General features: G+C 67.4%; 1 protein-coding gene. It reads left to right on the forward strand.

The window, feature by feature from the left end; genetic code table 11:
• On the forward strand, positions 1 to 516 hold a 516-nt coding region (locus RJ03_RS10740; RefSeq protein WP_036500853.1), incomplete at both ends, for a PucR family transcriptional regulator.

The raw sequence follows: 516 nt of genomic DNA on the forward strand, positions 1-516 counted from the left end.
CACCACCACCCTCTCCCTCCTCTCCACCGACGGCGGCACCCTCCTCATCCCCACCACCACACCCACCGACCTCGACACCCTCATCACCCACCTCTCCCACGCCGCCCGCGTCCCCATCACCGCCACCACCACAACCACACCCACCACCGACATCCCCACCGCCACCGACCAAACCCACCAACTCCTCGACATGGTCACCCGCCTCCAATCCATCCCCGGCCTCTACCGCTTCGACGACCTCGCCCTCGAATACCAACTCACCCGCCCCGGCCCCGGACGCGACCACCTCGGCACCCTCCTCAACCCCCTCGACCACCACCCCGAACTCCTCACCACCCTCCAAACCCACATCGCCAACAACCTCAACCGCCAACGCACCGCCCGACTCCTCCACGTCCACACCAACACCGTCGACTACCGCCTCAAACGCATCGCCCAACTCACCGGCTTCGACCCCACCCAAGCCAGCGGACTCTGGTACCTCCGCAGCGCCCTCGTCGCCCGCACCTACACCAC

Origin of the sequence: Nocardia aobensis NBRC 100429, assembly GCF_000308375.1 — a bacterium.
Taxonomy (GTDB): Bacteria; Actinomycetota; Actinomycetes; order Mycobacteriales; family Mycobacteriaceae; genus Nocardia; species Nocardia aobensis.